Genomic DNA, 24,566 nt, shown 5'->3' with positions numbered 1-24,566 from the left:
ATTTAATAAACATTTGTGCATATAAATTGGTATTATAAAGGCTTGTAAGTCACTTCAAGGAGTTCAAAATCATGCCTTCACGCAGCAAGTCAACAAAACCAGCCTTCGACCCTAGAAAGGTTAAAGAAAACATTGTTGAAACGCCGCTTAACGAAGAGATGAGCAAATCTTTTCTGGAATACGCATACTCCGTGATTTACGCGCGCGCATTGCCAGATGCAAGAGACGGAATGAAGCCTGTACAGCGCAGAATCGTGTACCAAATGGGAAACATGAATCTTACGCCAGAGCACGCTTATATGAAGTCTGCTCGCGTTGTGGGCGAAGTTATGGGAAAGCTGCATCCGCATGGAGATTCCGCGATTTACGAAGCAATGGTGCGCTTGGCTCAGCCATTCTCCCTTAGACTCCCTTTGGTTGACGGTCATGGAAACTTTGGTTCCTTAGACGACGGTCCTGCAGCTTCCAGGTACACAGAAGCGCGACTAGCTCCAGCAGCGCTTGGAATGAATGCAGACATAAACGAAGATACTGTTGACTTTGCGCCAAACTACGACAATAAGCTAAAAGAGCCAACAGTTTTGCCTGCTGCTATACCAAACTTGCTTGTAAACGGAGCTTCCGGAATCGCAGTTGGAATGGCTACAAACATGGCTACTCACAATCTTGGCGAAGTTGTAGCTGCAGCGAAATACGTTATGAAGCACCCAAATGCTACTCTAGACGATTTAATGCAAATAGTTCCAGGACCAGACTGGCCAGGCGGCGGCATAATTATTGGACGCAGCGGAATCCGCGAAGCGTACGAAACTGGAAGAGGCGCTTTTACAACTAGATCAAAAACGCATATTGAAAACGTTACAGCGCGCAAAAAGGCGATTATTGTTACAGAATTGCCATTTATGGTTGGCCCTGAGCGTGTGCTCGAGCGCATATCTCAAGGTATAAAAGCGCGCAAACTAGACGGAATATCTGGAGCAATCGACTTAACAGATAGACATAACGGAACGCGAATCGTAATAGAAATAAAAACAGGATTCGACCCAAACGCTGTTCTTGCGCAACTTTTTAAACACACTCCGCTGCAAGAAAGCTTTACGATTAACAACGTTGCGCTAGTAGACGGCAGGCCGCACACAATGGGTCTTCGCGAGCTTCTAGACGTGTGGATTGCGCACAGAAGAACCGTTATTAGAAGGCGCAGCGAATTTAGACTAAACAAAGCCAAAGAGAGATTGCACCTTGTAGAAGGATTGCTTCTTGCAATGCTAGACATTGACGAAGTAATTCAAGTAATTAGGTCTTCCGAAGATGCAGAAACCGCAAAATCAAAGCTTATTAGCGTATTTGATTTAGACGAGATTCAAGCGCAATACATTCTTGACTTAAGGCTTAGAAGACTTACAAAAATGAGTCGAATCGAGCTAGAAGGCGAAAAAAACGACTTATTGCAAAAAATAGATGAACTTAACGAGATTCTAAGCTCTGCAAATCAGTTAGACAAAGTTGTTATTGCAGAGATGGATTACGCTGTAAAACAGTGGGATACTCCTCGAAGAACAATTCTTTTAGACGAGCAAGAAGACGGCAGCTTTACGCCTGTTTGCACTAAGAACACTAAAGTTGCAAACAATGATTTAGCAATGGACGCAGTTATTGCAGCGAATAAGATTACAAGCACTCAAGCAGATGTAGCAGCAGCTGCACTAGCTGCCAAAAAGTCTGGAAGCAGCGATGCGTCTGCAATAGCTTTGCAATTAAGCGACGATCCATGCGCTGTAGCTTTGAGCACATCTGGGCTTATAGCAAGAACAAGCGTTGAAACATTTAATAGATGGAAATCACATTCTTCAAATGTTTTTGACACTCCATGCTTAAGCGTGTTTGAAACAACAACGCGCGCAAACTACGCTTTAATAACATCCGCAGGGCGATTAGTAATAGCGCATGTTGCAGATTTGCCACACTTAAATCAAGGAAACGAAAGCGTTTTAGAATCGCTTTCTAATGGAGTTAACGCAAGCGAATTGCTAACTTCCACTCAAAGCACAGACCCGATTAGAGGAGAAAAAGTCGTAGCTGCTATTGCACTAAGCGAATCTGATTCTAAAACTCCTACATCTTCTAAAACTCCTCTTGCAATCGGAACAAAGAATGGCGTTGTAAAACGATGGAATTTTGAGTCGCCAACAACAATGGATTCCTGGAGCATTATTGACTTAAAAGACAACGATTCAGTAATCGGCGCAGCTCTTGCAAAAGACGAAGACAGGATTGTGTTTATAAGCAGCGACTCTTCCTTACTTACATTCGACGCAAAACAAGTGCGAGCGCAGGGGCGAAGCTCTGCTGGAATGGCAGGAATTAGGCTTAACGAAGGATGCGTTGTTTCTGCTTTTGCTGTAGTTGCTAAAAATGATGTTGAATGGAACTACGAAGAGGGTGAAAACGGACTATTTTCTGCTTCTGGAAGCGTAGTATTAACTCTTGCTGGAGACAGCGACGCGCTTGCTGGAACAGAAAACGGAGCTGCAAAGATTACGCCGCTAGAAATGTATCCTACAAAGGGCAGAGGCACGGGAGGCGTGCGATCGCAGCGATTCCTTAAAGGGCAAAACACGATTTTGGCAGCATACGTTGGGAATTATCCGCTTTACGCGACTACACAACGCGGAGCGAACGTGGAACTACCTAAGCCAGATATGCGAAGAGACGCTTCGGGAACAGAGCTTGTTTCCCCAATTGCGCATATTGGTTAGTTACGCTGTGCAGTTACGCTGTGTAGTTACGCCATTTATGCAATTGTTTCGATGGATGCTAAAGTTGCAATTTTCGTAACTAGTTTTTGCGAGCATGCTTGGAATAGCTACGAAGTGATTTTCTAGCTCCTACAAGTACGAAGCAATTTCATATGCATAAATGCCATTACAGATAGCAAAATAATCAAATACGCTGGCAGCAAAGACATAGACACGTTTTGACCAATAAACCCAAAGATTGCAGGCATTACCATAGACCCAATATATGCGCTAGCCATTTGCATGCCAACAATCGCTTGCGATTTATCAGCTCCAAAATAATGCGGTGTGGAATGAATAATGCATGGATAAATAGGTGCACAACCTAAACCAATAATCACAAATCCTGCAACCAATGCTATATGATTTGGCAATGGCAATAACAATACAATAATGCCTAAAATCATCACTAGTTGCCCAAGACGAATCATGGTTTCATCATTAAAACGCATTGTCAAAAATCCGCTTATAAATCGTCCTGCTGTAATACCAACATAAAATAAACTTGCCCAACCCGCTGCAACAACGTGGTTAACTCCCCCGTGCAAAACCATGTAACTACTAGCCCATAATCCTGCAGTTTGCTCCAACGCACAATAGCAAAAGAACATAATAAGAATATTCTTAGCTCCAGGAATGCGCAAAACTTCTGCAAAAGATAGCGTTTTAGAATATTCTTTAGATATCTGAATAGGTTTTAGTAATTTATGCGATTTACGATTATTCCACAATGGCAAACTTGCAAACAATATTACAGTTAATATAACTTGAACAATAGCAATATATTGATACCCTGCAGACCATCCAAATCCGTGAGAAAGTGCAAAACCCATAACGTAAGGCCCAGCTGAAGCTCCAATACCCCACATACAATGAAGCCAGCTCATATGACGGCTTTCGTAGTGCAAAGCAACATAATTGTTAAGAGCAGCGTCTACTCCTCCAGCACCTAGACCATACGGGATTGCTAACAAAATAAGCACAATATAATTCGGTGCAAAAGAAAAACCCAATAATGACAACGCAGTTAAAGCAACAGATATAGAAGTAACTTTTCCTACGCCAAATCGCTTAGTTATTCTGTCACTCAATAGAGCAGACACAATAGTTCCTGCAGAAATAACCATTGATATTCCGCCAGCCCAAGAAATTTGCGCGCCAATATCGTGGCTCATAGTCGGCCAAGCAGATCCTAAAAGAGCATCAGGCAAACCCAAACTGATAAATGCTAAATAGATAATTGCAAGAAGAAGGTTAATCATATTCACATATCAATTCATCAAACGAGTTATAAGTTTTTGTATTAGGATCATATTTCAGTTGCTTAGCTTCTTCAAATGTAGCAAGCGTATCAGCATTGGGAATATGATATTTCTTGCAACGGGCACAATCTGTTGTAGATAGATCAGAAATAGCATCTAAATCAGGCATACAACTCTCCTACTGCAAATATATGTTACTAGAAAAGACAAAATCAGCAACGATAAAAATGATACAATATTCAACAGCATAAGCAATACTGTAAATAACCCAATTATGAACATCTTATTTATACTAAATAAGATGTTTTTAATCTACATTTTCTTGCAGATAATCTTAAAATATTGAATCAAGTAAAACAAAATCAGGTATCGATTTTGGAACGATCGAAGTCGTCTGCATTATCAACAATAAACTGCTTGCGCGGAGGAACGTCATCGCCCATTAGCAAATCGAATACTTCACTCGCCTGCTGAGCATCTTCCATACGAATCCTTCTAAGCATACGAGTTCTAGGGTCCATAGTGGTGTCTGCAAGCTGATCCGCATCCATCTCACCCAAGCCCTTGTATCGCTGAATATCGCTGTTAAAATCAATGCCCTTAGATTGCAAATCATCAAGCTTTCCAGCTAATTCGTCGTCGGAATACGTGTAAATATACTCGCCTTTGTGCTTTCCAGCGAGCGCAATTCTATGAAGCGGCGGCACAGCAGCATAAACATGCCCGTTCTCAATAAGCGGACGCATATAGCGATAAAACAGCGTTAGCAACAAAATACGAATATGCGCGCCGTCAACATCAGCATCTGTCATCATAACAATCTTGTTATAACGCGCTTGCGAAATATCAAAACTTGCGCCCGACCCTGCTCCAACAACTTGAATAATTGCAGCACACTCTTTGTTAGAGAGCATTTGAGCAAGGCTTGCTTTTTGAACGTTCAAAATCTTACCGCGTATTGGCAAAAGCGCTTGGAAAGCGGAATTTCGAGCAGCTTTTGCAGTACCAAGTGCAGAATCGCCCTCTACGATGAAAAGTTCTGCAACATCGTCGTTTCCAGGCTGACAATCAGAAAGTTTTGGCGGCATAGAAGCAGACTCAAGCGCATTCTTTCTGCGAGTAACTTCCTTAGTTTTACGCGCTTGAATACGCGCGTGCATCTCGGAAACAATTTTCTCTAAAACTCTAGCAGACTGCTCTTTGAATCCTCGCTTGGATCCGCTAATCATCTCGCCGAATTGAGCATCCGTCATTTTTGTAACGATTGGCTTAACTTGAGCAGTTCCAAGAACATCTTTAGTTTGACCCTGGAATTGAGGCTCTGCTATGCGAACTGTTACAACAGCAACCATTCCAGCTAGAATATCGTCTCGCTCAATCTTAGTGTTTGAATCTTTAAGATTGACTTTAAGTTTTCTAGCATTGTCTTCAACAGCCTTGCGGATTTGCTTAGTCAATCCTTGCAAGAATCCGTCTACATGCATACCTCCACCAGGAGTTTCAACAACGTTCACAAAGCTAACAATCGTTGAATCGTAGCCGTTTACCCATCGCATTGCAATGTCTACAGCGCATTTACGCGTTACTTGTTGAGCATGCAAATCTCCAGCAGAATCAACAGCTTGCGTTTCTTCCAAGTAAGTGTCTTGGCCTGTAATTCGCCAAATATCGGAGATTGCTTGACCTTTTGAAAGAAAGTCAACAAAATCTTTTACTCCACCATTGTGCAAAAATTCAACAACTCTAGGATGATGATTATTTTGCAATTCTCTAGCAGACTCACTATTTGCAACAGATTGCTCGGTGGATTCTTCGATTTCGCTATCGATTTCGCTATCGATTTCGCTATCTGATTCAGCTTCCGATTCGTAATCTGATTCAGCTTCTTCTGACTCTGATTCAGTTTGATTTATCTCATTAGATTCACTATCTACGGCTGCTTGCGATTCATCCTTAAACGTCAAATCATCTGTTAAATCGCTAGCATTCGCATCAGCATTCGCATCATCGCCAGCACTACTATCAACTTCTTGAATATCGCTAAATTCGCCTTCAGGAACATGCTCGTCAATAACAGTAATTTTTAAGCCTGGAACCAAAAAGCTTGTTTGACGAACTCTGTCAATCAACTGTTCGTAACTAAAGCGAGCTGTTGAATTAAAAATCTCAGGATCCGCCCAATAACGAACTCGAGTACCAGTAGTTTTTGGCGAAACCGTACCAATAATCTCAAGCTCAGTAGGCTTGTTCTTGCGCGTGCGCTTAAAAGGAGAAGCAGGAGACGGATTTGCTGGGTCTGCATCGCTATAAACACCAGGATGCCCCTGATGGAAAGCCATATGATGCGTTTTTCCGTCTCTATCTACCTCTACGTCTAATCGCAAGCTCAACGCATTTACAACAGAAGAACCAACACCATGCAATCCGCCTGCAGCGTTGTACGAAGCGTTACCAAACTTTGCTCCAGCGTGAAGCTTAGTTAGAACAACTTCAACGCCCGTAAGCTTTGTTTTTGGCTCCACGTCTACTGGAATACCGCGACCATTATCTGCAACTTCAATAGAACCATCGTTGTGAAGAGTAACAATAATATGATTGCAAGCACCAGCTAAAGCCTCGTCAACCGCATTATCAATAATCTCCCAAAGGCAATGCATTAAGCCTTGACTGTCTGTAGTGCCAATATACATGCCTGGGCGCTTTCGTACAGCATCCAAGCCTTCTAGCACAGTCAAACTGTCGGCATCATATTGCTCTTGCTCTTTAAGAGAAGCCACTTTTACTCCTTATACAACAACAATTAAAGCTACTAGAGCGTATCTAATAACAAATCACTGATCTAAGAAGTCGCGCAAGGTTTGCGACCTAGAAGGATGACGCAACTTAGACATAGTCTTAGACTCGATTTGACGAATGCGTTCGCGAGTAACGCCATACACGCGACCAATATCGTCTAGAGTCTTAGGCTGGCCATCTTCCAAGCCGTAGCGCATTTTAATAACACCAGCTTCTCTAGGAGCTAGAGTTTCCAAAACTTGCCTAAACTGCTCTTGAAGAAGCGAGAATGCTACTGCATCCGAAGGTGCGATTGCATCGGTATCTTCAATCAAATCACCAAACTCGGAATCACCGTCTTCACCCAAAGGAGTGTGCAAAGAAATAGGCTCACGGCCATACTTTTGCACTTCTTGCACCTTTTCTACAGGCATATCAAGCTCGCGTGCAAGCTCATCTGGCGTAGGCTCGCGACCCAAGTCTTGAAGCATTTGACGCTGAACTCTAGAAAGCTTATTAATAACTTCCACCATATGCACTGGAACTCGAATTGTACGAGCCTGATCTGCCATAGCACGCGTAATCGCCTGGCGAATCCACCAAGTTGCGTAGGTTGAGAACTTAAAGCCCTTCTTCCAATCGAACTTTTCTACTGCACGAATTAAACCAAGGTTACCTTCCTGAATTAAATCAAGGAAAAGCATGCCCCTGCCCGTATACCTTTTAGCAAGAGAAACAACAAGTCGCAAGTTTGCTTCTAGAAGATGATCTTTAGCTTTCTTACCGTCTGCTGCAGCCCATTTAAGCTCGCGCTTACGCTTAAACTCCATTTGGTCGATTTGCGTATCGAGCAAATGCTGAGCATATAAGCCAGCTTCGATTCGCTCCGACAAATCAACTTCCTGCTCCGCGTTAAGAAGGCTCACGCGACCAATCTGCTTTAAGTAGTCTTTAACAGGATCTGCCGTAGCGCCAGTAGCAATTACGCGACGCTTTGGGTTTCCAGAAGGCGTAAGATTATCGTCATCGTCGTCATCGCGAACAATAAAAGCGCCTTTCGCTTGAGGAACTTGCGGAGCTTCTGGCTTATTTTCTTCGCTGTCTTCGCTATCTTCGTCTTCAGAGATATCGTCTAGATCATTAATGTCATCATCATCCAAGTCGTCTACATCGTCTACATCAAGATCATCGTGAATTTCATCAAAATCTTCTAAATCCATGTGATCTTCGTCTGGATCCATTGGCGCATCAACATTAACGTCAACATCTTGAGCGTCAACGTCTTCATCAATCTTAAAGTCTTGTTGTTCTTCTTTGCTCGTCTTGGAATCGACACTTGCTTTATTTTCGCTCGCCAAACTTTTCCTCCTGTAGATTCCCCGCTAACACAAAGTAATCAGCCAAAATAGGGTATTTAATTTTGCTATACCCTAAAGGCACTCTACTATACCATAAAGGTACAGTTATGGCAAGGGCAACTTTTCATTAAGAAGTTAATCATCTTCTAAGGACGATTCATTATTACTTTCTTCTTGCGGCGTGGCGAATTTTCTACACCACGCTGGCTCTACATGATTCCTATATGCGTTATCTACTATTCTAACCATTGAGCAATCAGGATCTATATCTAACGCCATTTCAACATATTTTTCAACATCACCCAGCCTAAACCACCAACTTATATAGCACATTAAAGCGTAAACTTGCACTTTTAACTCTGGGATTCCATCTACAACACAAGCCATAGCTTTTAGTAGATTTACAACGTCTAACGCTTTGCAAATATCTGGAAGCTCGTGCTCTTCGTTAAATTTTTCTTCTAGAAAACATCTTAAATCCTTAGAGATTTCTTTTGTTCTAGGCTCAAAAGCTAGAGTAAGCAACGAATCAATATTGTAGTACTCACCTTTAGAATCCAATAAATCTACAAGCAAAGTGTCTCGAACGTTAATATTGTCAAACATTGCAATCGGAAGCATTATAAGGTCGTAGCCAACAATGTTTCCTTCTTTTTTGAAAATCATATTATGCCAGTTGCGTATTGATTGATTTGCAAAAATATCAAAAGCCGAGAATGCTTCCTGCTTACATTTAACATCTAAATCTCTGTTTATGTAATCAATATACTTTTCAAAAAATTCTGGAGCTAAAGATCTAAGATTTTCAATCCAATTATCGCTGTAATCATGATGATTGTTAACATAATCTTTAGTAATGTCTAAAACTGCTATGCACTCTTTTGGAATATTATTAAAATCCACCTTTTCTATTGTTTTTCCAGCAACACAGCTCATAGCAAAATACTCTTCGGAGTTGTTACAAATCATACTTGCAGCATAAAGATTTGTCATCTCCTTAAAAGTTGAATATTCATGATCTTTGTCTTCAAAAAATTGCGTTTCGTTGATTTCGCAACCTTTAGATTCCTTTTTTAATGTTTTCATAATTCCTCCCTTATTATGTTTGTTATTCGTTATTCGTTATTCGTTATTCGTTATTCGTTATTCGTTATTCGTTATTCGTTATTCGTTATTCGTTATTCGTTATTTGATATTCGTTATTCGTTATTTGATATTCGTTACTCGATACTTGCTGTATTTATTTCACTGTTTCTTTTAACTTTGTAAATAAGAGTTTTGCATCGCAAAAGCGATAACGCAATAAAAACTAAGCAATGTGGTTAAAGGCTATAAATCCTAGAAAATACTGGAAAAGTCATATATAAATCCTAGAAAATACTCACTTTTATAATGTCTAAGCCATGTGAATAACTCGTAGATATGAGTTTAGATTCGCAAAAGTCATGCATCGATACGCGTATAGGCGAATTAATTTATAGTCAATTTGATTCTTTAGCTTGCAAAAATCTTATTTCTAATTGCAATAAAACACTTAAAAACGTTGTGTCTCAAGCTATTTTGTCTAGCGAAGGCGGAAAACGACTTAGAGCTTTATTAGCACTGTATGCTTTTGACGCATCAAAAGAGAGCAACTCAGCTACACAAAGTGACAATTCTTACAAAAACTCAAAAAACGCAATGCTAGACATTGCTTGCGCTCTAGAAGTATTTCAAACAGCAGCACTTGTTCACGACGATATAATCGACGAATCCGCTTTAAGACGAGGAAAACCAAGCGCATATTGCGCTCTATCTAAAGCCACAAACAGCAATCATATTGGAACTGGGCTTGGATTAATGCTCGGAGATATTCTAGCGTCTCAAAGCTTCGATATAGCTAGAAAAGCGTGCGAAAATTTGCAAAATCCTAATGAGGTTTTATGCGAGTTTGCAAATATGCAAAAAAACGTTGGAATTGGCCAAATTCTAGACCTTTCAATCGAAATGATGAGCTTAGATGATCCACAAAAACTTGCCGAATCTTCTATAAACGTTTTTAGGTGGAAAACTGCAAGCTACACAACTATTGCACCTCTTGCACTAGGATTTTTGGCTGCTGGAATGCAAAAAGACTACGCAATCGACTTAGCAAATCAAATTGGAGATCCTTTAGGAATCGCATTCCAACTTGCAGACGATCTTTTAGATATTGTTTCGGATTCTGCTCACACAGGTAAGCCAATCGGAGGAGATATTCGAGAAGGAAAACGCGCTGTTCTTCTAGCAGATGCTTTAGAACTTTGCACTCCCGAAGATAAGCTCTTCCTTATAAACGCATACACTTCTAAAAGTCGAAGCGAAGACGATGTTAAAAAAATCATTGATATTTACAATCAAAGCGGCGCTATAAGTAAGTCTAAAGAACGCATTCATAATCTTTGGGTTGAATCGCAAGAAAAAATAGACACTAGTTCACTAAACAATCATAGTAAAGTCATTTTGCACAATATTTCTAGCATGTTTATTCCTAAAGAATGGCAATAAGTACAAATTGCGACTATTCTTTACTGTATTACCTGTACACTTTTAAATAGTGTGTTTTAGTACGCGTATAAGGGATTTACTATATGAGTGAAGTTCAAGCGCAACCAGGAATGTGTGTTGAAAATCGCTATCGCATAGTTAAAAAGATAGCGGAAGGTGGCATGGCTACCGTTTACCAAGCGAAAGACGAACGTCTTAATCGCCTAGTTGCGCTTAAAATCATGCATACTCAGCTTGCTCAAGGACTTCACCGAGAACAATTTATTGCAAGGTTCCGTCGAGAAGCAACTTCGGCAGCAGCAATCGCAAATCCGCATATTGTTCAAGTTTACGATACTGGCGAATTTGAAGGACTTGACTACTTAGTTATGGAATATGTTCATGGAGTAAATCTTAGATACGAAATGAACAAATACGGTACTTTTAGCGTAAAAGATACTTTGCGCGTGTTAGCTCAAACTTTAGATGGTCTTGCATCCGCACACCTTGCTGGCGTTGTACACCGAGATATTAAGCCAGAAAATATTTTGATTAACGACCGCGGAAACGTGCAAATCACCGACTTTGGACTTGCGCGTGCAATTTCTCAAGCGACTCTTTCTTCTACGGGTCTTCTTCTTGGAACTGCCGCATACCTTGCTCCAGAAATGATTGAGAAGAATCTTGCAACTCCTCAAGGAGATTTATATTCCGCAGGAATGATGGCTTGGGAGATGCTAGCTGGCAGAGTTCCTTTTAACTCGGATAATCCAGTAACGCTTGTTTTTAAGCATGTTCACGAAGACACTCCTTCTATAAAAACTGTTTGCAAAGATATCAATTCTTCTGTTGCTGATTTTCTTAGCTCGATTACTGCTCGAGAAATGGAAAAAAGACCAAGTGACGCTTCTAAAGCGCTTAATATTTTAAGAAGCGTGTGCGCTGGATTAAGCGAGCAAGAGTGGCAATATAAGTTTGAAGTAGATTTAGACGCAGAAAATCAATCTTTTGAAGGCTCGATAATAGCAAATAAGCTTGAAGATAAAAACTCTAATCTAAAATCCCAAATACCGCTTCCGCCTAGCATTAATAGCAATACTTTTAATAGCAATACTTTGGGTAATTCTGATTCGTCGAATGATACTATATCTAACACAAAAGAGCTAAATAAGACTGTAGATATGGATAAAACTACAGACATAGATAAAACAGCTGATATTGACGCAACTCAAGCATTATCTACAAAAAACTCCGATTTTAATGAAGATTCTTCAAACTATTCGTCTTCAACAAGTAGCAATCCTCTAGAAGACTTTAACGATAATAATATGCTCACTGTTACAATGCGCGCGCCGCAATTTATTAGTGAACGATTAAAAGCTAAAAGAAATAAGTCTAATAATTCAGACGTAAATGGCAAGAAAACGCGCAAAAACATTATTATTATATCTGCAAGTTGCGCAGCAATCGCAGCAGCCGCAGTAGCATTTGGCGCGTACTGGTACTATTTAGGCCCTGGAAGCTATTGGTCTTTACCAAAACCAAACACGCAAGAATGCGCATCACAAAGTGCATGCAAAATAACAAACGTTCCGTGGGCAGACTACGAGCGCACTCTTAAAATATCTAATATTCCTTATTCGGTTTCTAAAGACTTTAGCGACAACATACCCGAAGGAAACATTATTTTCACTAATCCAGATTTTAGTGGCAGCAAAATCTCTAAGCGAAATAATGGCCGCGTTAAAATTGTTGTTTCAAAAGGCGTGCGCAAGTCAACTATTCCAGAAGACATTATAGATCCAACTTCCAATGCTGGAAAAGATCCTATAAAAGCATTAAAAAATGCAGGATTTACTTCTATTACGCATAAATCAAGCGAAGACATTTATTCTTTGGAAATTCCTAAAGGATGCGTTGTTGAGATTTCGCCAACTCCTGGAATGCAAATGAATCACAATAAAAATATTACTGTGATTCTTTCTAAGGGACCAATGCCTGTTTCTATGCCAGACATTGTTAATCTTACAAAAGAAGAAGCAGATAAGGCATTTAACGAAGCAAAATTAGTTCCAAACTACAGCGAAGAGTTTAATGACAAAATCGAAAAAGGCAAGATTATTAGCGCATCTGTTCAAAAGGGAACGCAAATGCATTGGGGAGATAAACTCGATGTTGTTGTTTCTAAGGGACCGAAGACTATAACAATGCCAGATGTGCGCAATAAGAACGCTAATGATGCTAGAAGAATACTTGAATCGCTTGGACTAAAAGTGAATATTTCTGCGCCTTTGGGCGATCTTATGCACACTGTTAGATTCCAATCGCTAGCTCCTGGATCTCAAGTTAGAGTTCTGGACGAAAGCGGAAATCCAACAACAGTAACGTTAACGATTATTTAACTATTTAACTTAACGATTATCTGTTTTCGCTTGAGGCTCTTCTAACATGCGCTTTTTAACAGTTTGCGCATATTCGTCAACGTACTCTTGACCGCTCATTTGCTGGATTGCTTTTGTTACTTTATTAGTAAGATCTCGCAGAATATCGTGCGTAATTTCTTCTGGGCTCATCTTGCTAACTTCGATTGGCTTTCCGTAAATCGCCTTAGTATTGCCCTTCGCAGGCATAATCTGACCATGTTTTTGAAGTTCACGCGTGCCAATAATCGCAACTGGAACAATCGGACATCCTGTTTCTAGCGCTAATCTTGCAGCGCCAGAATGACCCTTATAAAGCTTTCCATCTGGGCTTCTTGTTCCTTCAATGTGAATACCAAAAAGCTGACCTTTTTCTAGGATTTCTTTAGCGTGATTCAACGCGCCAAGCGATTTTGATCCACCAGAACGATCCACTGGAAACACGCCAACAGACGTAAACCACCACTTTTTGAATCGCCCCTTTAATCCTTTGCCTTCAAAATACTCAGCTTTCCCCATAAAATGAATCATTCGAGGGCATGTAAGAGGTAAAAGCGCATCGTCAATAACAGCAAGATGATTTGCTGCGATAATCGCTCCACCTTTTTTAGGAATATTGTTGACTCCTTGAGCAGTAGGGTGAATCCTTAAGCGAGCAATGAATCCAAACCCCTTTACAAAGAACCAATACAACATGCTAATCCCCATTCTAGCAAGATTCACAAAACAGCATTCACGCTATCAAGCAGACTTGCTACAGTATAATTCATGACTTCTTCTAAGAATACCAACTCCCATAACCGTTTGTATAATAACGAAAATAGCAATGGTGACGATTCGTTTAGTCAAAACTTTAACGACGATTGGTCTCAATTCGTTAGCGAGCACAGAAAAGATTTTGACGATTTAGAAAAGTCCAAAAGCGCAAAAATCTTTAGAAAACGCATTAATCAAGCTGCAAAACCATTAAAAAACATAGCATTTAACACTAAACCTGGTCCAAGAGATAACACAACATCAAGCTGGCTCGATGTTGATAAAACAATGGACGAATACGGAGACGACTTTGTTGCTCCAAACCCCCATTTTAAGAACGTTTCCATTACCCTTATAGTTTTATGGAGCGTGTTTGTTTTGGGCGTTCTAGGCATGATTTTGAGCGTTCTAGTGCCATATTTTGCGATTTACACTGGCTCTGTTAGTGCTTTCCTATTTTTGATTGGCGGCGCAGGCCTACTTATGAGCAGAAAAAAGGACAATACTTCTAGCGAAGACTATAGCGAGTTTGGAAAAGGCGCGCGAGTTTAGAACTAGCGAGTTTAAGTGCATTCGCGCAAAAGAATGAGGCTGATGCATTAACACCAGCCTCATCTTTATAAAACGTTACTTTTATAAAACGTTACTTTATAAGACTTTGACTTTAATCCTCATTTTGACCATGGCAAAGCTTGTACTTTCTGCCAGATCCGCATGGGCATTCGTCATTCTTATTTGTTCCTGGGAACGTACGACCATCGGCCCAAGGAGTCTTCCACTCTTCTGCCTTTGGACGCTTGCTCAATGGAACTTCGCCTTCTGCATGGCTCATAGGAGCAGGGCCGACGATTCCAGAATGCTCGTCTTCTTGCTCTTGTTGCTCCTCTTGCTCAATGCTTTCGTCCATGTAAGAATCATCTTGATTTTCTGTTTCTGCAACAATCTGCTCAAGATTCATGCGGAACAGAAGCTGAATAGACTCTTCTTTAATGGCTTCAATCATTGAGTTGTACATTTGGAAGCCTTCGCGTTGGTACTCAACCAAAGGATCTCGCTGACCCATACCGCGCAAGCCAATGCCATCCTTTAAGTAGTCCATCTCGTAAAGATGTTCGCGCCACTTTCTATCAAGAACAGCCAAAACAACTCTGCGCTCAAACTGACGCAAGCTATCTGAGCCCATTCGCTCTTCAAACACTGCGTAAATAGTTGTTACACTATCTACAATTGTGTCTCTTAAAGCATCAACAGCTTTTTGACCTTTAAGAGGCTCAATTTGCAAGCGAAGCTGATCCCAATCAACAATAATTGGCATAACTGCGTTCACAGCATCTTTAAGGCCTTCCCAATCCCAATCCTTAGGCTTGTCGGAACCGTTCATTGCTCCGCGAACGTAGCTATCTGCAGTATCTTTAATGAACTTTAAGATATCTTCGTGAATATCTTCACCCTTAAGAACAGCTTGACGTTCCGAATAGATAACAGTACGCTGCTTGTTCATGACGTCGTCGTACTTCAAAACGTTCTTACGCATTTCAAAGTTACGAGCTTCAACAGTCTTTTGAGCTGTACGAACGCCATTAGAAACATACTTAGATTCGATTGGTTCGCCTTCTGGCAAGCCCTTAGCCATAACGCGAGCAACAAGCTGAGTGTTGAACAAACGCATTAAGTCGTCTTCCAAGCTTAAGTAGAATCGCGATTCGCCAGGATCACCCTGACGGCCAGAACGACCTCTAAGCTGATTATCAATACGACGAGATTCGTGGCGCTCAGTTCCTAGAACATACAAGCCGCCAAGCTTCTTAACTTCTTCGTGCTCGTCTTTAACTTGTTCTTTGACTTCTGCCAAAACGCCTGGCCAACGCTTCTCATACTCTTCTGGAGTATCGTCTGGAGAATAGCCTTCTGCTTTAAGCTTTGCATCTGCCAAGAACTCAACGTTTCCGCCAAGCATAATATCTGTACCACGACCTGCCATGTTTGTAGCAACAGTCACAGCGCCCTTACGACCTGCAACAGCAACAACAGCTGCTTCCTTAGCGTTTTGCTTAGCATTCAACACTTGATGAGGAATACGAGCAACGTCCAAAAGCGAGGAAACGATTTCGGAAGATTCAACAGATGCTGTACCAAGCAAAACAGGCTGACCCTTTGCGTGACGTTTAGCAACATCTCGAACAATCGCAGCAAGCTTTTCCTTCTTAGTGCGGAAGATTAAATCATCTTTATCCATACGAATAACTGGACGGTTAGAAGGAATTGGAAGAACACCAAGCTTGTATGTTCCCATAAACTCGGCAGCTTCCGTTTCTGCAGTACCAGTCATGCCAGCGAGCTTGTCGTACATGCGGAAGTAATTTTGCAAAGTAATAGTTGCAAAAGTCTGATTTTCTGCCTTTACTTCAACATTCTCTTTAGCTTCAATTGCTTGATGCAAGCCTTCGCTATAACGACGACCTGGAAGAACACGGCCGGTGTGCTCGTCAACAATCAAAACTTCGCCATTAGTAACAACGTAATCGCGATCAAGAAGGAATAATTCCTTAGCTTTCAAAGCATTGTTCAAATAGCCAATCAAAGCAGTATTGCTTGGCTCGTAAAGATTATCAATACCCAAATAGTCTTCAATCTTTGCAATGCCTGGATCCAAAATACCAGCAGTCTTGCGCTTTTCGTCAATCTTGTAATCAACATCGCGATCAAGCTTTAGAACAAGCTTTGCAAACTCGCGATACCAACGCGTAACATCGCCTTCGGCAGGTCCCGAGATAATAAGTGGCGTACGAGCTTCATCAATAAGAATGGAATCAACCTCATCGACGATTGCATAATGATGACCACGCTGAACAAGATCACCCTTTTCCCAAGCCATGTTGTCTCGCAAATAGTCAAAGCCAAACTCGTTGTTTGTGCCATACGTAATATCTGCGTTGTATTGCTTCCTGCGCTCTGGTGGCTGCTGGTCTGTAATAATGCATCCAACACTCATTCCAAGGAACCTGTAAATACGACCCATAAGCTCACTCTGGTAGCTAGCAAGATAGTCGTTAACAGTAACAACATGAACGCCTTTGCCTTCCAAAGCGTTTAAATAGCTAGGCAATGTTGCAACAAGTGTTTTACCTTCGCCAGTCTTCATTTCTGCAATATTGCCCCAATGCAATGCTGCACCGCCCATAAGCTGAACGTCAAAGTGACGCTGACCAAGAGTACGCTTTGAAACTTCTCGCACTGTAGCAAAGGCTTCTGGCATTAAGTCATCAAGCTTCGCACCATTGTCTAACTTTTGCTTGAATTTTGCCGTTTGTCCTTTAAGTTCCTCGTCCGAAAGCGCAGAAATTTGATCTTCAAGCGCATTCACAGCCTTCGCAACGTTCTCAAGGCGCTTCAATTGACGGCCTTCACCCATGCGCAAGGCTTTATCAACGATATCTACCACGTTTAGCTCCCTTAGGTCGTGTCTATTATTCGGCTAGCCAATATAGACGTAAACTGTGCCTATATTACGCGACGGCTACGATTTTTGCAGCTCGCGAGTCCAAAACAACGCATAAAATGCCCGCCTAGCTTATTACTAGACGGGCATTGCACTCATATGAGTTATTTTATTTACTTTATTTACCCTTATTCTTCTACTGTTTCTTTACTGTTTTGTTACTTCTTTTTAGCAACATTTTCTGGAGTATCAATCTCAAACACACCATAACTCCATCCATGCCTACGGTATACAACCGATGGACGCATGGTTTCTTTATTTACAAACAGGAAGAAATCGTGACCAATAAGTTCCATCTCGTACAATGCTTCATCAATGCTCATCGGCTCGGCAATGTGTAGCTTACGACGAATCACAATAGGAGTATCTCCAACACTCACTTCCACTGATTCGCCAGGACCCAAGTCGGAAGCAACCGCAGCATCTGCACTATTTGTTCCATCAACTTGAACAACTTCTTCAACAGCTGTTTCAACTTCTGGCTCTACAACACCCAAATCAACTGGAACCATCTGCTCGTAGCCACGACGATGATCCTTGCGGCGATCTCTAGTTCTGCGCAAGCGAAGCGTCAACTTATCTAACGCCATATCTAATGCACTGTATTGATCTGCGCTAGATGCTTCTGCGCGAATAACCGTACTTCCTGCAACTACAGTAATTTCAACTCTTTTTGCAGTATCTGCCTGCCTTGGATTGCCCTCAGTGTTAAGCACAATCTGAATGCGCTGAGCATCTGGAGCAATGGCGGTCACACGATTCATCTTGCTTTCTACAACGTCACGGAATCTTTGCTTAATTTGCGTATGACGTCCAGTGATGACGATCTCCATGCGAACCTCCTTAAGTAATCCGATATAAAATCGGTTTGTGTACACGTCAACGGCACCAGCGCCGCTGATACATCTATTATATCCGCTAAAAGCCGCCATTTTCTAGCGAGTCGCAAAATATGCGCAAAATTAAGACGTCTGCTATAATTGGGAAGGTTGAGGTTTCACGATGACCGCGGCTGCAATGTTCATTCGGCGTAGCTGAGGAACTTCCGGGCTCCGTAGAGCACAATGGCGGATAACGTCCGCCCAGGGCGACCTGAGAGATAGCGCAACAGAGAATAGACCGCCTAAACTTTTGTTTAGGTAAGGGTGAAACGGCGGTGTAAGAGACCACCGGGCTTCTGGTAACAGTTAGCCGCATGGCAAGCCTCATTGGGAGCAAGGTCAAGCAGAAGGTGTTTAAGGGCTGCTCGCCTAAGCCTTCGGGTAGACTGCTAGAGTTTGGCGGTAACGTCAAATCGAGATGGATGGTCATCCGTGTGCATTTTGCACGCGACAAAACCCGGGGTATGTGAAACCTCACCTCAACTTTTGGCTTTTACTTTGGCGTTTATTTAAGACTTTTATTTAAGACTCTTTGGCGCAAAATCAAAGTCGCCATTTATTAAATCCGCTACCCCACAAGTTTTCATTCCAGCTAAACGAGCTGATTTTAGTGCTGCATCAGAATCCTCAAAAACAGTGCAATCGCTTGGTTTTACGCCAATTCGCTTTGCTAAGTCAATATAAGTTTTAGGACTATTTTTTGCATTACTTTCTAAATCTTCTCCAAAAATCATCAAATCAAAGTAATCATACAAATCCGTACGCTTTAACGCAGCAACGCATAAAGACTTAGAAAGAGTAGTTATAAGAACAGTTTTCGCACCCGTTTTACGCAAATAATCAACGTAATTTTTAGCGCCTTTTCTAAGTGGCAAATGCTTTGCGTATGCGTCAAAAGCCATGTCTTGCCACTCTTTCATTAAATCTTCGGGAGAATCCGTAAAACCAAAGCGCTTAATAACATAATCCGCAACTTGGCGAGGTGTCATTGTTGCCGTGGAATCAGCAAAATCGGCAGGCACTTTAATGCCACGTTTAGCAAAACTCTCTTCGTCTATCTTGTCCCAAACGTCCAAAGAATCAAGCAAAGTGCCGTCAAAATCAAAAATTGATGCGTAATTTGAATTATCAACTAATGCATTTTCGCTCATATTATTAATCCCGATTATCTTTGATATTAACCCTATTATTCTGTTTTAGAAAAATCTGTTTTAGAAAAATTACTTTGAATTAGCTTAAGATTTTTCATTAGACTTTACTATTTTCAAGCAATTCTTTTGCATGATCCAAAGATGCTTGCGATTGGCTTCCCGAAAGCATTCTTGCGATTTCGCTTTGGCGACTAATCTCATCTAATTTGGTAACAGTTGTATCTGCAAAACTAGAATTATCGTCAGAATCCGCCGCGCTTTCAATCTTTTTTCTAACAACAAATTGAACGTTTGCAAAAGCTGCTACTTGAGCTAAATGCGTTACAACAATCACTTGCGCACTTTTAGCAAGCAAAGCCAAGCGCTTGCCTAACTCTACTGCTGCAACGCCTCCAACACCTGCATCAACTTCGTCGAAAATAAACGTCATTGATTGATTATTACTGCGATTTTGTTTTGCGCTAACAAGCTCCATTGCAAGCATAAGCCTACTAAGTTCGCCGCCCGAAGCACTACTGCCCATTGGCAAATAATTAGACGCAGGGAAAGGCTTAAAAAGAAACTCAACACTATCTAAGCCGTGCACGTTCAAATCAAATTTTCCGTCTTGATTTTTAGCGCGCTTAGAAACATTAATCAAAAGTTGCGCATTTGGCATAGATAAGGATTCAAGCTCTTTGCTAACTTCGTCGCTAAACTTTTTTGCAACAACTTTGCGCGTGCTATAAAGAGCTTCGGCAAGTTTTTCAGCGTCTTTATAAGTCTTCTCGCACAAATCTTTAGCGCGCGCAACAGCTTCTGGCGAATCATCCAAATCTTCAAGCTCAAATTGCGCTTTTTTGGCCCACTCTAAAACATCGTCAATTTGCGGGCCCCATCTGCGTGTTAAATCACTTAAATCGTGAATACGATTGTTAATAGCGTCTAAATCTTCCTGACTCTCATCAACATCTAATTGTTGAGCAAGTTGCATAACAATGTCGGAAATCTGTGAAGAAATATCGTCAAGTTGATTTGCAATCGCGTTATAATCTCCGTCAACTCGAATTGAGCGAATCGCCTTAGACGCATTGTCAACCAAATGTAATGCGTCAACTGAATCTATTGCGCCATAATCAATTTGACTTGCGTCTAACGAAGAGACTGCTTCGCTAATAGCTCCAACGATTTGAGCAGCGTTTTCTATGCGATCTCTTTTAGCTTTAAGATTTTCATCCTCATTTGGCTTTGGATCGATTTGGCGAATTTTTTCTAACGATTCGCGCAAATAGTCTGCGCGCTGCCTAGAAGACGATTGCTGATTTATAAGGCGGTTATATGCTTCAACAGCACTTTGCCACTTATTAAACGCGGATTCATAGTCTTGCAATTCTTTAGAATTACAAGAGATTGAATCCAAGAATTCGCGCTGTTTTGCGGCGGTTGCTATGCGAAGCTGATCGCTTTGACCATGAATTGTTATTGTGTGCGAGCAAACGCTTTCTAGCAAGGATTTTGGAACAGAATAACCAGAGATTACAGCTCTTGATCTACCAGTTTTTGGAACAGATCTAGATACGTAAACTTCTTCTTTAGAATCGTCATCTTCACATTCTTCGGCATTAATCCCCGATTCTTGCAATATTTGCGCAACATCGCTAGATTTTGACACAGAAAACACGCCTTGCGCCCACGACTCATTTGCAAAAGATGATACTTTTGCAGAATCCGCTTTGCCTCCAGATATAAGCTTTATAGCGCTTAAAAGCATGGACTTTCCAGCACCAGTTTCGCCAGTTATTGCAGTCATTCCTTTAGAAGGCGTAATAACAGCGTTAGAAATTGGGCCTAAATTACGAATCTCAAGTTCTTCAAGCACAAATACCCCCTATAGGTTTAGATTATTAGGTACGATTGAATATTCAGCACTACCATCAGCATTACGGTCAGCGCCATCTACACATGCGCTATCTTCATAATTTCTATCGGTTTCATTATGAAGATTTGCTTCATAAATCTTAGGCTTAGCGGCCACTTTTCGGCGATTTTCACGCCATCCAACAACTGGCAAATCAAACTTAGTAACTAATCTTTGCGTAAATGGAACGCCAGAAAGTCGCGCCAAAAGCAACTCATCTTTAGATTGCCTAATTTGAATCCTAGAACCTTGCGGCAAAGCTCTTTGACGCCTTCCATCGCAGCAAATCCACCCACCAGAAGCTGATTCTTGCAAAATATCAATCGTAAAAGTAGAACCTGCTCCAATAATCAATGGTCTAGAAAAAAGCGCGTGTGCAGCCAAAGGAACAAGCTGCAAAGCCTCAACATTTGGCCACATAATCGGCCCACCTGCAGAAAACGCGTACGCAGTAGAACCAGTAGGCGTAGAAACAATCACGCCGTCGCATCCAAAAGACGACATTTCAACGTTGTCAACGCGAATCGAAAGCTCCACCATTCGCCCACGATCTGCCCTATCTAAAGTAATATCGTTAAGCGCCCAATCACTTAAAGGCTCGCTCGCTCCAGGAAGCCAAACATCTACATGCGCTTCCATTCTATGCTCTAAAAAGTAGTCTTTTTGCGCAATTCTTCGCACAGCTTCATCTATCTGGAAGCTCTCAAATTCCGCCAAAAATCCAACATGCCCAAGGTTTATTCCAATAATTGGAACAGGAGTGCAATGCACTAATTCTGCAGCTTGAAGCATTGTGCCATCCCCACCTAGCACAACAACAATTTCCGTATTTTTATCTACTCCTTGAGCGATTTTTTGCGCAAAATCCGACACTGCAGCACTATGAAACACGCTAACATTAAAACCAGCATTTTTAAGCTGAGTAGTAACTTGATTTACAACAGCACTGTTGCCATCAAGACGCGCATGCGTAACCACAAGAGCATTGCGAGAAGCAGAATTACCTTCTAAACGTTCTTGCATAGCACCCCCTTTGTAGCTATTTGTAGATTAATCGTAGCTTATTTACAGATTAATCGTAGTCTAATCGCAGCTTTACAAACATTAATAGTTATTGTAATTGTTGCACTACATATTGAGCATTAATCTACATATTGCAATATTGCACATTAATCTTATTCAAATATTTATCAAATAATCTCTTGACTATTAAATTTGACTATTAAATCGCGCATAAAGAAGATACTCAACGTTCCCGTGAGTTCCCTCTATAGGCGATTCGCGAGTTGCAATAACGTTTAAACAGTTATTTTTAGCGCATTCTTTAATATTTTCTAAGGCTTTAAGTCTTAGGTTTTTATCTGTTACAATTCCGCGCTTGCCAAGATTTCCCTTACCAACTTCAAATTGTGGCTTTACAAGAAGAACAATATTCGCGTTATTTTGCGCAATACGTGCAATTACTGGAATCACAAAGCTAAGAGATATAAAAGAGACATCGGAGACTATAAGATTCGGCTTGTAGGGCAGATCTTCCGCGTAAACATTTCTAATATTTACGCCACTCATTTCAATAACGCGCGGATTGCTTGCGATTTTTGTGTGCAATTGACCATGCCCAACATCTAAAGCTATAACGCGATTCACGCCATTTTGCAACAAATAATCGCAAAAACCGCCAGTGGAAGCGCCAATATCTAATGCTTTAGTATTTGAATCAACTTTTAATCCTAAATTCTCAAATAAGCGAAATGCGCCTTCGAGTTTTAGTGCTCCTCTAGAAACGTATTTAACGCAAGAATTTTCTTCTTTTGATTCGTCAAGGCTTATTTTTTGCGATTTTTTCACTAAAAATGACGATTTTTTAACAATGCGATTATCTACTTTCACTACTCCAGACTTGATTAAGCGTTGAGATGTAGTTCTACTCTTCACTAAACTGCGATTTACAAGCGCGCAGTCTAAGCGCTGACCTAAATCATCTTCGTCTAGCATTAAAAACCTCGCTTAAAGTATAAAGTCACAAATCGCAAGCTGTAAGCCGTAAGTAGTAAGTCGTAAATTGCAAGTCGTAAGCCACAAATCACAAATCACAAATCACACAACGCATTACATCACAAAGAAAACTCTGGAAGAATATAATCTTCAAGCGATTTTCCACTATCCATTAAGCTCCAAGCAAGCGCACAAGCAGCACGCAAAGCGTTGCAATCATTAGGATTGTTTACTTCAATAGAGTTGTTGCTAGCAACCTGCGCTCTAGAAGTTCCGCATACAAACGTAGAATCGTCAACGCGCTTAGGAGCAACATGCACCTCGTTCAATCCCCTTAAATCCTTAGAAACAAAGCTTGGTCGCAAGTGCTTTGGAGCTTCAAGCAACATGCGCGGATTGGTAACGCCCGTAAGCACAAGAAGAGACTCATACCCTCCTCTGGTACCTGCTTCAATGTCTGTGTCTAATCTGTCTCCTACAGCAAGCGAGCGCTCAATACTTATTACAGGATTTCCAAATTCGTCTTTTTGCGCATATTCTTTAATATCTTCATCGTTGTGCTTTGCGTTTGCAGCAACCAACAATCGCGCTTCGTCGTACATTGCGCACTCGGGCTTTCCAGCAGACGCAATAGGCTCTACTCCAGTGGCATTTACTACAGCTTGAATCATAGAACCGCATCCAGGAGCTATACCGAATTCACGTGGAATTGTTAAATCGCGATTAGTAACAAAATACTTAGCTCCGCGCTCTACAGCAAAAGCGACTTGTGCCATCTCTTGCCAAGTCATTTGCGGATACCAGCCTTGAATAACGGCTTTTGGATTATCTTTACAAGACTTTACTGGATTAAGACCAGCGCTACGAACCTCTTGTACAAGATGATCTGCGCCTAAAACTAAAACGTTTGAACCGCTTGGAACATATCGAGCAACCATTCGAGCAGCTACAAGTGAAGACGTTATGATTTGCCACGGCTCTACTTTTAAGCCAAAACTTTCTAGTTGACTTGCTACAACTTCTTGAAAACGAGAAGAATTATTAGTTGTGTATTCAATAAACATGCCATTTTTTTGAGCATTTTCAATTGATTCGGCTGCGTATTCAACGGATTTTCCGCCTCTATACACTACTCCGTCTAAGTCAAGCAAAGCTAAGCGAAAATCCTTGCTTAACGCAGATTTGCTATTTGAAAAATTCGCTCGTTCATCAAGTTGCATAAAATATCCTCACGATTTAAGAATACCAAAGTAGAAAATGCTCGGCTTA

17 protein-coding genes and 1 other RNA gene are annotated in these 24,566 nt (G+C 41.2%); 5 read left to right on the top strand and 13 right to left on the bottom strand.

From position 1 onward, the window contains the following. The first annotated feature begins 71 nt into the window (after window positions 1-71). Complete coding sequence (locus AC1EKB_RS05115; protein ID WP_415694005.1) at window positions 72-2,759, top strand: DNA gyrase/topoisomerase IV subunit A; 2,688 nt, start codon at window positions 72-74, stop codon at window positions 2,757-2,759. Window positions 2,760-2,881: 122 nt separating this feature from the next. On the opposite strand, the gene AC1EKB_RS05110 is transcribed toward AC1EKB_RS05115, so the two are convergent. The 5 genes from AC1EKB_RS05110 to AC1EKB_RS05090 all read right to left on the bottom strand — a co-directional run bounded on the left by AC1EKB_RS05110 (window position 2,882) and on the right by AC1EKB_RS05090 (window position 9,279). Beyond that, a complete protein-coding gene (locus AC1EKB_RS05110; RefSeq protein WP_415694047.1) occupies window positions 2,882-4,060 on the bottom strand; it encodes an MFS transporter in 1,179 nt (392 codons plus the stop codon). Continuing rightward, window positions 4,053-4,229: a hypothetical protein gene (locus tag AC1EKB_RS05105; RefSeq protein ID WP_415694003.1), complete on the bottom strand. Its 177-nt coding sequence runs from the start codon at window positions 4,227-4,229 to the stop codon at window positions 4,053-4,055. The genes AC1EKB_RS05110 and AC1EKB_RS05105 overlap by 8 nt, the downstream gene beginning before the upstream one ends. Window positions 4,230-4,422: 193 nt before the next feature. Further along, window positions 4,423-6,837 carry a DNA gyrase/topoisomerase IV subunit B gene (locus AC1EKB_RS05100; protein WP_481249013.1) on the bottom strand — a complete coding sequence of 805 codons (2,415 nt, stop codon included), beginning with the start codon at window positions 6,835-6,837 and terminating at the stop codon, window positions 4,423-4,425. Window positions 6,838-6,891: 54 nt separating this feature from the next. Next, window positions 6,892-8,193 (bottom strand): RNA polymerase sigma factor, encoded by a 1,302-nt coding sequence (locus AC1EKB_RS05095; RefSeq protein ID WP_415693999.1) that lies wholly within the window; start codon window positions 8,191-8,193, stop codon window positions 6,892-6,894. A 135-nt stretch (window positions 8,194-8,328) separates the two neighbouring features. Next, window positions 8,329-9,279 carry a hypothetical protein gene (locus AC1EKB_RS05090; protein ID WP_415693998.1) on the bottom strand — a complete coding sequence of 317 codons (951 nt, stop codon included), beginning with the start codon at window positions 9,277-9,279 and terminating at the stop codon, window positions 8,329-8,331. Window positions 9,280-9,615: 336 nt separating this feature from the next. Between AC1EKB_RS05090 and AC1EKB_RS05085 the strand changes: the two genes are divergently transcribed. Further along, complete coding sequence (locus AC1EKB_RS05085; RefSeq protein ID WP_415693996.1) at window positions 9,616-10,719, top strand: polyprenyl synthetase family protein; 1,104 nt, start codon at window positions 9,616-9,618, stop codon at window positions 10,717-10,719. An 83-nt stretch (window positions 10,720-10,802) separates the two neighbouring features. After that, a complete protein-coding gene (locus AC1EKB_RS05080) occupies window positions 10,803-13,100 on the top strand; it encodes a protein kinase domain-containing protein (protein ID WP_415693995.1) in 2,298 nt (765 codons plus the stop codon). 9 nt (window positions 13,101-13,109) lie between these two features. Here the strand turns inward: AC1EKB_RS05080 and AC1EKB_RS05075 are convergent, their stop codons facing one another. Further along, window positions 13,110-13,814 (bottom strand): lysophospholipid acyltransferase family protein, encoded by a 705-nt coding sequence (locus tag AC1EKB_RS05075; protein ID WP_415693993.1) that lies wholly within the window; start codon window positions 13,812-13,814, stop codon window positions 13,110-13,112. 72 nt (window positions 13,815-13,886) lie between these two features. Between AC1EKB_RS05075 and AC1EKB_RS05070 the strand changes: the two genes are divergently transcribed. Then, the gene (locus AC1EKB_RS05070) at window positions 13,887-14,426 is read left to right on the top strand and encodes a hypothetical protein (protein WP_415693992.1); all 540 of its coding nucleotides are present in this window, start codon (window positions 13,887-13,889) and stop codon (window positions 14,424-14,426) included. Between the two features lie 112 nt (window positions 14,427-14,538). Here AC1EKB_RS05070 and secA read toward each other — a convergent pair whose 3' ends face one another. Then, window positions 14,539-17,316, bottom strand: coding sequence for a preprotein translocase subunit SecA (gene secA, locus AC1EKB_RS05065; protein WP_481249012.1), 2,778 nt, complete (start codon window positions 17,314-17,316; stop codon window positions 14,539-14,541). 215 nt (window positions 17,317-17,531) lie between these two features. Beyond that, on the bottom strand, window positions 17,532-18,206 hold the full coding sequence (gene hpf, locus AC1EKB_RS05060; protein ID WP_415693988.1) for a ribosome hibernation-promoting factor, HPF/YfiA family: 675 nt from the start codon (window positions 18,204-18,206) through the stop codon (window positions 17,532-17,534). A gap of 157 nt (window positions 18,207-18,363) precedes the next feature. Here hpf and rnpB point away from each other — a divergent pair. Further along, an RNA gene (rnpB, locus tag AC1EKB_RS05055) (RNase P RNA component class A) lies at window positions 18,364-18,735 on the top strand. A 37-nt stretch (window positions 18,736-18,772) separates the two neighbouring features. Here the strand turns inward: rnpB and AC1EKB_RS05050 are convergent. The 5 genes from AC1EKB_RS05050 to AC1EKB_RS05030 all read right to left on the bottom strand — a co-directional run bounded on the left by AC1EKB_RS05050 (window position 18,773) and on the right by AC1EKB_RS05030 (window position 24,517). Then, entirely contained in the window at window positions 18,773-19,405 is a 633-nt protein-coding gene (locus tag AC1EKB_RS05050) for an HAD family hydrolase (protein WP_481249011.1), read from the bottom strand. Between the two features lie 97 nt (window positions 19,406-19,502). Further along, window positions 19,503-21,263, bottom strand: a complete 1,761-nt coding sequence (gene recN, locus AC1EKB_RS05045) for a DNA repair protein RecN (protein ID WP_481249010.1) — start codon at window positions 21,261-21,263, stop codon at window positions 19,503-19,505. Window positions 21,264-21,272: 9 nt separating this feature from the next. Further along, complete coding sequence (locus tag AC1EKB_RS05040) at window positions 21,273-22,325, bottom strand: NAD kinase (RefSeq protein WP_481249009.1); 1,053 nt, start codon at window positions 22,323-22,325, stop codon at window positions 21,273-21,275. A 186-nt stretch (window positions 22,326-22,511) separates the two neighbouring features. Further along, window positions 22,512-23,297, bottom strand: a complete 786-nt coding sequence (locus AC1EKB_RS05035) for a TlyA family RNA methyltransferase (protein WP_481249008.1) — start codon at window positions 23,295-23,297, stop codon at window positions 22,512-22,514. 119 nt (window positions 23,298-23,416) lie between these two features. Then, window positions 23,417-24,517 (bottom strand): HAD-IIA family hydrolase, encoded by a 1,101-nt coding sequence (locus AC1EKB_RS05030; RefSeq protein ID WP_415693981.1) that lies wholly within the window; start codon window positions 24,515-24,517, stop codon window positions 23,417-23,419. Window positions 24,518-24,566 lie beyond the last annotated feature (49 nt).

This window comes from Gardnerella sialicivorans subsp. sialicivorans (assembly GCF_056746795.1).
The sequence above is the reverse complement of the archived record's forward strand: the minus strand, read 5'-3'. Positions and strand labels throughout refer to the sequence as shown.